The sequence below is a fragment of the Jatrophihabitans sp. genome, from assembly GCF_036389215.1.
GTDB lineage: Bacteria > Actinomycetota > Actinomycetes > Mycobacteriales > Jatrophihabitantaceae > Jatrophihabitans_A.
In genome coordinates this window covers 1-9329 of sequence record NZ_DASVQG010000350.1, presented here as the reverse complement: position 1 = coordinate 9329, position 9329 = coordinate 1, and the positions used below count along the sequence as shown (strand labels likewise).

Sequence of the window (9329 nt, the reverse complement as noted above, 5' to 3'; positions counted from 1 at the left end):
CCCCGACAATGCCGGGCGGTCCCGCAGCTACCTCGACCGGGCCGGCTGGCTGCACTGGTCCCGGATCGGATCGATGCCTATCGCCGAGACGTTGCGGGCCATCTCCACCACCGAACTAACCGCCGCCGGGTTGCTGGACGCGCTGTCCTTCGTCGAACGCAAGTTCGACGAAGCCGGCCAGGCCGAACTCGCGGCGGCACCCGACGCCCGTGCGGACGCACTGGAAGAACCGATCGAATCCTGGAGAACCACACCGATGCCACAGCTGTCCGCCGTCCCGTCCACCGTTCCCGCAACGCCGCCCAGCACCCGTGAGCACCTGTCCTCGCCGGTGACCTCGGCGGTGCTGACGATCCAGTCCCAGATGCTGGCCGCGACGCGGAGTTTCCTGTGCCAGCAGGGCTTCACCGAGGTGCTGCTCCCGATCGTGGGACCGGTGACCGATCCCGGGGCACGGGGGGCCAAGCAGGTCGACATCGACTACTACGGCCACCGGTACAAGCTGATGACCAGCGCGATCCTGTACAAGCAGGCCTCGCTGACCATGTTCGACAAGATCTACTGCATCGCGCCCAACGTCCGCCTGGAACCGCTGGACACCACGGTCACCAGCCGGCACCTGGCCGAGTTCCACCAGATCGACGTCGAGATGGCGGGGGCGTCCCGCGAGCAGGCCATGCGGCTGGCCGAAGAGCTGCTCGGCTATGTCGTCGGCAAGGTGCTGTCGCAGTTGCCGGCCCAGTTCTCCTGGCTCGGCCGTGACGTCGACACGCTGGCCGAGCTGGCGACCGGGCCGTTCGGCCGGCGAAGCCACACCGACGCGGTCGCAACGCTGCGCGACCTCGGCCACCCGCAGAATCCGGATGCCGAGATCGACTGGGCCGGCGAGGCGATGCTGTCGCAGCTGGAGCGCAGGCCGTTCTTCATCACCGACTACCCGAAGGGCTCGCGCGGGTTCTACGACCGCGAGGACCCTCAGCGGCCGGGCTTCCTGCGCAACTTCGACCTGATCGCCGCCGAGGGTTACGGCGAGCTGGCCAGCGGCAGTGAGCGCGAGCACGACTACGCCACGATCATCGCGCGGATGCGCGAGACCGGAGAGAACCCGGCGAAGTACAGCTGGTACCTGGACATGGTCCGCGAGGGGATTCCCGGCAGCGCCGGTTTCGGCATCGGCGTGGAGCGGCTGACCCGCTACATCGCCGGACTGGACTCGGTGTGGCAGGCCAGCGCCTATCCCAAGATTCCAGGTGTGGTGTCGCCGTGAGCCCGCTGCGGGCCACCACCTTTCCCGAAGCCGCCGTCCGGACCCGTGCGCGGATCGGCGCCGCGGCGGCGTTCGCCGATTCTGCCGAGTACGGCCGCGCGCTGTTCGGCGCGAGCCCGGCGGGCAGCCACGCGGACTGGTTGGAGGGCCTGCGGCTGGTGCCGCCGGTGTTCGTGCCACACCGGCTGGACAAGCTCATCGAACTCGGCCGGGAGCCCACCTTCGGCGACGTGGACCTGACCACCACGATCGGCGGCCTGCGATCCACCCTGCCGCTCTACCTGTCCGCGTTCGGCTCGACCCGGGTGGCCAGCGTCGACCTGGGACTGGCCGCCAGCCGGCAGGCCGGCTCGCTGGGCATTCCGATGGTGGTGGGCGAGAACGTCCTGCGGGTCAACGGGTACGGCCGGGTTGAGGACGAGGATGCCGAGGGGTCGATGTTGGCCCGCATCTCTGCCTACGCCGACGTGGTGCTGGACGGCTACGGCGGTGTGGTGGTGCAGCAGAGCACCGAGGACGCCGACGCCGAAGTGTGGAACATGGTCTACAGCGACCCGAGCGCGCATCAGTTGTTGGAGTCGGGCCGGCTGGCCTTCGAGCTGAAGGTGGGTCAGGGCGCCAAGCCGGGACTGGGGGGAATGACGCTGCTGGACCCGGCGTCAGCTGCCCGGCTGGCGGACTCGTTCACGATGGTTCCGGTCGGTGCCGCCGTGGGTGCGACCAGCACCCAGAACGGCGTTGCCGGTGGCGGCGTCGCGGAGAACAACCGGACCGTGCTGCGCTGCTGCAGCCCGGGCACCTTCACCGAAGAGATCCTGCGTCAGCAGATCCGCTTGATGCGCAACAACTTTCCCAGGGCCCGGGTCTGGGTGAAGCTGCCACCTGCCCGCGACGTGCGCGCGGCGGCGGTGGTGGCCTGGCAGGCCGGCGCGGACGCGGTGACGGTGGACGGCGCCGAGGGCGGCACCGGCTGGGCGCCGACCGCCTTTCTCGAGCATGTCGGGCTACCGCTCGGCGAGTGCCTGCGCCGGATCGGCACGCCCGAAGGCTGCCTGCTGGTCTCCGGGCGGATGTGGGAAGGCAGCCGGGTCGCCAAGAGCCTGGCGTTGGGTGCCAGCGCCGCCGGTCTCGGCCGGGCGGCGTTGATCGCGGCCGATACCGACCCCGTGTGCGGTCTGGTGAATCTGGTCGAGTGCCTGACGCTGGAACTGCGGATGCTGCTCAGCGCGCTCGGCAAGTACGGCGTCGCGGCGCTGTCCGGGGAAGACGTCTGGTCACCGGACAGCGCGGGACAGCCATGGTGAACTACGTGATCCTGGACGGCCTGACCTGGATGAGCGGTGAATCCCGCGAGGCCCGGCCACCACGACGATCCGGCGGCAAGTCGAAGGAGCAAGCGATGAGCAAAGATGATGGCGTGGTGCTGCTGATCGGCAGCGGCTGGCGTCCCTACCGGGAGTACCTGCTGCAGGGCCTGGCCCAGCACCTGCCACTGTGGCTGATCGACGAACGGCCGCCGACCTGGCAGCGTCGCTATCTCATCGGCAGCAGCGTGGTCGGCGCGCTCGACGAGCAGCGGGCGGTCGCTGACCGCAACGGCCTCATCGAGGCGGCTCTGGAGGTGGCCAAGGACTGCAAGGTCGCCGGAGTGCTCACCTACGACGAGCTGCTCGTGACGGCCACCGCACATGTCGCCGAACGCCTCGGAGTACGAGGATTGTCCGTCCGCGGCGCGGAGAACTGCCGGGACAAGGCTCGCAGCCGGGCCGAACTGTCCCGCGCCGGGATCGCCCAACCTCGCTACGCCGTCGTGCACGATCTCGAGGCGGCCCTCGAGGCGGGTGCCCGCATCGGATATCCGGTCGTGAGCAAGCCACGCGGAATGGGCGCCAGCGTGGGCGTGGCGCGGGCCGACGACCCGGCCGGTCTCAAGGCTGCCTTCGAGGTGGCCGAACGAGCGCGGCGAGCCGGGCCGCCGGTCTACGAGGACGGCGTGCTGATCGAGGAAATGGTCGACGGACCCGAGATCAGCATCGACGGGGCGGTCTTCGGTGGCGAGTACCGGCCGTTCTGCCTGGCGCGCAAGCACCTCGGCGCCCCACCGTACTTCGAGGAGGTCGGCCACCTGGTCGATGCGGCCGACCCGCTGGCCGCCGACCCGGAACTGCAGGAGCTGCTCGCCCGGGCGCACCGGACACTGGGCGTGCACGACGGAATCACGCACACCGAGATCCGCCTGACCAGCCGCGGTCCGGTGATCATCGAGGTGAACGCCCGGCTGGGTGGCGACCTCATTCCCTACCTGGGCAAGCTGGCCACCGGTGTGGACCCGGGGCTGCTGGCAGCCCAGATCGCCGCCGGCGCACCGCCGAGCCTGGAGGCGACCAGCCGCCGCTGCGCGGGAATCAGATTCCTCTACCCACCGCAGGACTGCAGGGTCCTCGAGGTGTCGGTTCCTGATCCGGCCTCCGTGCCGAACCTGGTGCAAGCCCACGCCATGGCGGGGCCCGGTACCGAACTCCGGCTGCCGCCGAGCACCCACCTGTGCCGCCATGCCTACGTCCTGGCCGTCGCGCCGAGTCGCGGCGAATGCGAGGCCGCGCTCGATCAGGCGGCCGCACTGGTCGAATTGCGTTACGAGCCGCTCGACCAGGACGAGCCGTTCCAGGGCCGGCCGTGGTGAGCCGAGCCGACGGATGACCGCCACCGACGCCACCACGTCCGATGCCCCACCCGCTTCGCGCCGCATGTGCACGGCTTTCCACCAGAGGAGATCATCATGACCCACCAGGATGTCGAACTGCTTGCCATCGGCGCTGGCCCTTCCAACCTGGCTCTGGCCGTTGCGCTGGAGGAACTCGCTCCTGACCTCGCCGAGAACTCGCTGCTCATCGAGCGCTCCGAGGCGATCGTCTGGCAACAGGGCCTGCTGCTGCCGTGGGCGACCAGCCAGATCTCCTTCCTCAAAGACCTGGTGACCCTGCGCAATCCCTGTAGCGAGTTCTCCTTCGTCAACTTCCTGCACTCCTGCGGCCGGCTGGACGACTTCATCAACCTGGGCAACGTCTGGCCGTACCGCAGCGAGATCTCGGAATACCTGGCCTGGGTGGCCAACTCGCTCAGCAAGGTCCGGGTGCGGCTGGGGTGCGAGTCGGTCCGGCTGGAACCTCGTCGTGATGAGGACGGCACGTTGGTGGGCTGGCTGTGCCAGCTGGCCGACGGATCGACGATCTCCAGTCGCTACCTGGTGATCGCCACCGGTCGCGATCCACAGATCCCGCATGCCCTTGCCGGCATGTCACCGGATCGGGTGGTGCACAGCAACCGGTACACCCATCGGATGGCCACCGTCGACCGCGAACTGCCGCTCCGGGTCGCGGTGCTCGGCGGCGCGCAGAGCGCCGCGGAGATGTTCTGCTCCCTGCAGCAGGAGCTGCCACAGGCCGAGATCGCCTGGGTGATGCGCTCGCTCAGTCCCAGCGCGCTGCAGTCCAGCCCGTTCAGCAACGAGCGGTACTACCCTTCCTTCGTCGATACCGTGTACGGGGCGTCCCCGGAGGGCCGGGAGGAGATCCGCAAGGAGATGCACCGCACCAACTACTCCGGCGTGGAGCCGGAGTTGCTGCGCAACCTCTACTCCGAGCGCTACCTCGGCCAGCTGACCGGCCAGGACCGCACCAGCATCATCACGATGGCCGACCTCGTCGGCGCGGTCGAGTCCGAGGACGGGGTGGTGCTGGATCTGGCCGACCGGACCACCGGCGAGGTCACCCGGCTGGAACGCGATCTGGTCTTCCTGGGCACCGGATTCGTCCGCGGGATGCCGACCGTCGTCAAGAACTTCACCGCCGAGCTGCAGCTTCCCGGAGCGACCGTGAGCCGCCGGTACCGGCTGCTGCTCGACGAGCCGTCCGAGGCCGCCTGTTACCTGCACGGGATGAACGAGGACACCCATGGCGTCGGCGACTCGCTGTTCAGCGTGATGGCTGACCGGACGGCCGCCACCGTATACGACATCCTGGCCGACCGTGATCCGGCGAGCAACCGGCATCTGGTGAAGGAGCCGGTGGGCTCCGACAGCCACTGATGGCCGGAGCGGGCGGCATGGCGGAGAGGATCGACTACGACGGCCGGCGGTTCAGCCCGGTCCCGGCGACATCGGCGCACGCCACCATCGCGCACTATCACCAGCAGCAGGACCTGCTCTGGGCCGAGTTCGCCGGCGGCGAGGTACGCCGGGGCTCGATCGCCGGGACCAGCGCCCCGGACGGCGTCCTGCGATTCGCGTACTGCATGGTGCTGGCAGGCGGTGAGTTGATCACGGGTGTGTGCCGCAGCATCCCGGAAGTGCTGGCCGACGGCCGCATCCGGTTGACCGAGCACTGGGAGCGCTTCGGCGCCGGCGCTGCCAGCGGTATCTCGACCCTGGAAGAGCTGCCACCGGGTGCCAACGGGCACGACATCGCAGGGTGAGCTGTGGGCAGCGCTTGGCCGCCGACGCTTCGCGGTATCTCGATTCTGGAGCGGCTACCGCAGCACGAATCCGTCGTTCCGGCGCGGCGCGCGATGCTGGAACGACGGATTCGGTACTGCTCTAGGACCGGCCCCGGCCGACCCGATCGCCTGCTGCCGGCGGGTGGCTGTGTGCCAGCGCGGGCACGAACCTGGCGGCATCCACCGTGCCCCAGCCGGTGGCCAGGTCATAGCCGGGAGCAGCCTGGAATCCGGGCCTGCCGTCAGCGATGGTGTTCCCCTCGGTGATGTCGACCAATCCGGTCCGGGGGTTGCCGCGCTGAGCCAGCTCGCCCAATCGGTAGAGCGCGGGGTTGATGAGCCCCAGCCGGCGGCCTGCCACCTGATCTGCCAGCGCGACGATGCCGGCAAACATCGACATGGCCTGACCGGTGCCGTTGAAGAGGTTCCATCCGATTCCGCCGGTGCCGCCGAAGGACGTGTAGATCCAGCCGCCACCGTCGACGGCCGCGCTCATGGTGATGTCCGGAGCACCGCGGTGCGAGCCCACGACGCCGGCCACCCCCGACTGGTATGACGGTCTGGCGAAGACGCTCGACACTCCCCCGCCGCCGGTGCCGCCCAAGCCGTCGTTCCAGGTCGTGACCGGATGCAGCGTCCTGCCCTGATCGTCGAGGTGCAGCTGGCTGCCGCCGACCGAGGTCACCAGCGGATCGGTGGAGGGCCAATTGGCGGCCTTGCCGTGGTTGCCTGCCGCGGCGAGCACCGTTACGTGCCGAGCCGCCGCCATCTCATAGGTGTGTCGCAGTCCTAACAAGCTGGCGAAGTCGCCCTCGCTGACGCCCGGGAAGGTGCTCTCACCGGTGGCCTCGATCTGGGCGATGACATCGCCGACACCAGCCTTCATCAGCACTTCCTCGGCGTGCAGCAGCTCGGGAAAGCCGGTGATGCCCTCGGTCTCGCTCACCGCGGTCTCGGCGATGACGATCTTGGCACCCGGTGCGATGGCGTGCGCGTTCTGCACGGCAAGCGAGGTTCCGGCGGCCCACTCGATCCGGGTGAAGTCGCTGGCGTCATACGGCGGGATGTCTCCGAAGCGGATGATCTCCAGCTCTGGATCGGGCAGGTTGAACTGCTTGTCGAAGACCGCGAGGTCGTGCCTGATGGTCGGCGATCCGAACGGCACGACGACCACGATTGTTCGTCCTCGGCCGTCGATCCCGCGCTGGTACAGCGGATTGAGGTTGTACGCGGTGTGCTGCTGCGCGGGCGTGTAGCACCGGACGCCGTACTCGGCAAGACACCCGGAGGTCGACAGCGGAGCAGGCAGGTGAAGGAAGTTCGGCCCGTATCCGATCGTGACCGCCGGGTCGGCTGCTGCCACTACGGTCTTGCCGGGTGCGGCCAGCGCGGCGGGCATGGCCAGCGTCGATGCCACCAGGCCGAGCGCGGCGGCGAGACAGACCGCCCTGCGCCGGCCTGGCTGGGCCGAACTGCGGGTGCCGGCGGCCTTCGGTACCGACTTTGGAACAAGGTCGCTCATGGTTCCTCCAAGACGGTGTGGTTGGTGCGATCTGGTGCGGTGCCTGCCGGGGGATGGGGGAACGGTCAGCTCGCGGGGTCGACGGTGATCGGTCCACCGACCGGCACGGCGGGCTCCGGCTCGTGCTCGGCGGCAGAATCCAGCATGCCGATCCGGCCGATGGCGGTGGCCACGACCATCACCGCGGCCGCCCACAGGAAGAACTTCTGGCCGACGTGCTCGTAGAGCAGGATTCCGGCAATCGGCCCCACGGTGGAACCGAGCCCGTACATGCTCTGCATGGAACCGAAGTAGCGGCCCCGCAGGTGCGCGGGAGCGACCATGCCCGGATAGGCCCAGATGGTCGGCGCGCCGACGATCTCCGACAGCGTCCACACCAGCGTGCCGATGATCAGCAGCACCGGGACCAGCTTGATCGCGTAGATGCCGTAACCGCAAGCCAGCAGCGCGTAACCGCTCATCTGGGTCAGCCGGAGTGGCCAGGTCTGCACGAACCTGGTTGCGAGCACTTCGAAGCCGACGACGATGGCTCCGTTGATCGTGATGACAGCGCCGTACCACCAGGTGCTCAATCCGGCATCGATGATTGCCAGTGGCAGCACCGCGGTGTACTGGACGTAGACCGTGCACAGCATCAGGAAGGCGGCCAGGAAAGTCATGTACCGCCAGTCCTGCAGCAACGCCAGGTAGCCCGAGCGTGACTTGCTCGCACCTGCGAGATCACCGATCTCATCGGGCTCGGCGGCATCGGCGACGGCTGATGCGGCCGGTTCGGCCGGGACGCCGCCGCGTGGCAGGAAGCGCAGGGCGATCACGCAGTAGACCAGTGCGGCCAGTGCCTCGCCCCAGAAGAGCAGGTCGTAGGACACCGACACCAGTGCCACGCCGATCAGCGGCGCGACCGTGGTGCCCAGGTTCAAGCACAACCGGTACATCGCGGTGACCATCACCAACCGGTTGGCCGGGGTGAGTTCGGTGATCAGCGACTGTGCGGCCGGACGGTACAGCTGGCCGATCGCGCTCACCAGCAGCACGGCGAGCAGCAGCAGGTAGTACTGCTCCACATAGATGATCGACACGATCAGCACTGCCGATCCCAGCATGCTGATGATCGTCGCCGTGCGGGCACTCAACCGGTCGCTCAGCGAGCCTCCGATGAAGGTGCCCACCACCGCGCCGGCTCCGTAGAGCCCGAGGGCGAGCCCGGCCTGGCCGGAGGAGAACCCTCGCGCGGTGAGGAATAGCACCAGGAAGATCTGAATGAATCCAGCCAGCTTGCTGACGAATACGCCGGCCAGCAGCGCCTTCGCCTGGTTGGACGTCTCGCGCCAGGTGGTCAGTACCCCGACATGCCCGCCGGCACCAGCAGGCGCGCTCTCATCAAGGAGTTCCTCAGTCATCGGTCGCTTGCCAATCTGTTCTCGGGATCGATGGATGCTGCCGGGTGGCCGCCACGCCATCCGTGGTTGGTGTAGACACAGTTGCGTAGACGTCGATCAGGCCGACTCGTTCCGGGTCGGATCATGGACGGGCATCGCACGCCCTTTGTGCCGCGACCGAGCGACAGGTGATGTCCGAAACAGCGAACCATTACCCGCGTCGGCCCCGTAATGCTACGTGTTCTGGGCGCGAACCTCACGTGATATCGAACCATTCTTGCAGCCGCTTCCTCAGATGCGAGTCGCCGAGCCACTAGCCGTGCGCCAGCATGAAGCGCAGCGACAGGGGCACGCTACCCCTAAGCCGGGGCCATGCACAGCACCTTTCGCCGCTGAAAATTTGCCTCTCGAGGGTGTATCAATCGGCGCCGCAGCGCGGCTCTTGTAATTGCAGCAATCCGAAACGAGATGGCTGCCAGCTGCGGCGAGGAGTCTGGAAAAACCGTGGAATCCGAATCTTTGGATGTAGTCGAGCGGGTTCCTGCCGACTTCATGCAGAACCCCTATGACCTGCTGAAGGAATACCGGGAAAAGGGACCGGTGCACGAGGTGGTCTGGGCACATGGTGCCAAGGTCTGGCTGGTGACCGGCTATGACGAGGTCCGCG

General features: G+C 68.1%; 7 protein-coding genes. 5 read left to right on the top strand and 2 right to left on the bottom strand.

Annotation, left to right across the window (positions count from 1 at the left end):
- From VF542_RS20185 to VF542_RS20165, 5 genes are all read left to right on the top strand, one after another.
- On the top strand, positions 1 to 1267 hold a 1267-nt coding region (locus VF542_RS20185; RefSeq protein WP_408653493.1), incomplete at its 5' end, for an asparagine synthetase A.
- Positions 1264 to 2571 carry a glutamate synthase-related protein gene (locus tag VF542_RS20180; RefSeq protein WP_408653492.1) on the top strand — a complete coding sequence of 436 codons (1308 nt, stop codon included), beginning with the start codon at positions 1264 to 1266 and terminating at the stop codon, positions 2569 to 2571. The genes VF542_RS20185 and VF542_RS20180, both read left to right, overlap by 4 nt.
- Positions 2572 to 2666: 95 nt before the next feature.
- The gene (locus VF542_RS20175) at positions 2667 to 3950 is read left to right on the top strand and encodes an ATP-grasp domain-containing protein (protein ID WP_408653491.1); all 1284 of its coding nucleotides are present in this window, start codon (positions 2667 to 2669) and stop codon (positions 3948 to 3950) included.
- Between the two features lie 96 nt (positions 3951 to 4046).
- Positions 4047 to 5354, top strand: coding sequence for a SidA/IucD/PvdA family monooxygenase (locus tag VF542_RS20170; protein WP_408653490.1), 1308 nt, complete (start codon positions 4047 to 4049; stop codon positions 5352 to 5354).
- 17 nt (positions 5355 to 5371) lie between these two features.
- On the top strand, positions 5372 to 5740 hold the full coding sequence (locus VF542_RS20165) for a hypothetical protein (RefSeq protein ID WP_408653489.1): 369 nt from the start codon (positions 5372 to 5374) through the stop codon (positions 5738 to 5740).
- Between the two features lie 121 nt (positions 5741 to 5861).
- Here the strand turns inward: VF542_RS20165 and VF542_RS20160 are convergent, their stop codons facing one another.
- Together VF542_RS20160 and VF542_RS20155 are read right to left on the bottom strand one after the other, a co-directional pair.
- Complete coding sequence (locus VF542_RS20160; protein WP_408653488.1) at positions 5862 to 7283, bottom strand: S53 family peptidase; 1422 nt, start codon at positions 7281 to 7283, stop codon at positions 5862 to 5864.
- Positions 7284 to 7348: 65 nt separating this feature from the next.
- Positions 7349 to 8683: an MFS transporter gene (locus tag VF542_RS20155; protein WP_408653487.1), complete on the bottom strand. Its 1335-nt coding sequence runs from the start codon at positions 8681 to 8683 to the stop codon at positions 7349 to 7351.
- Between the last annotated feature and the right edge of the window lie 646 nt (positions 8684 to 9329).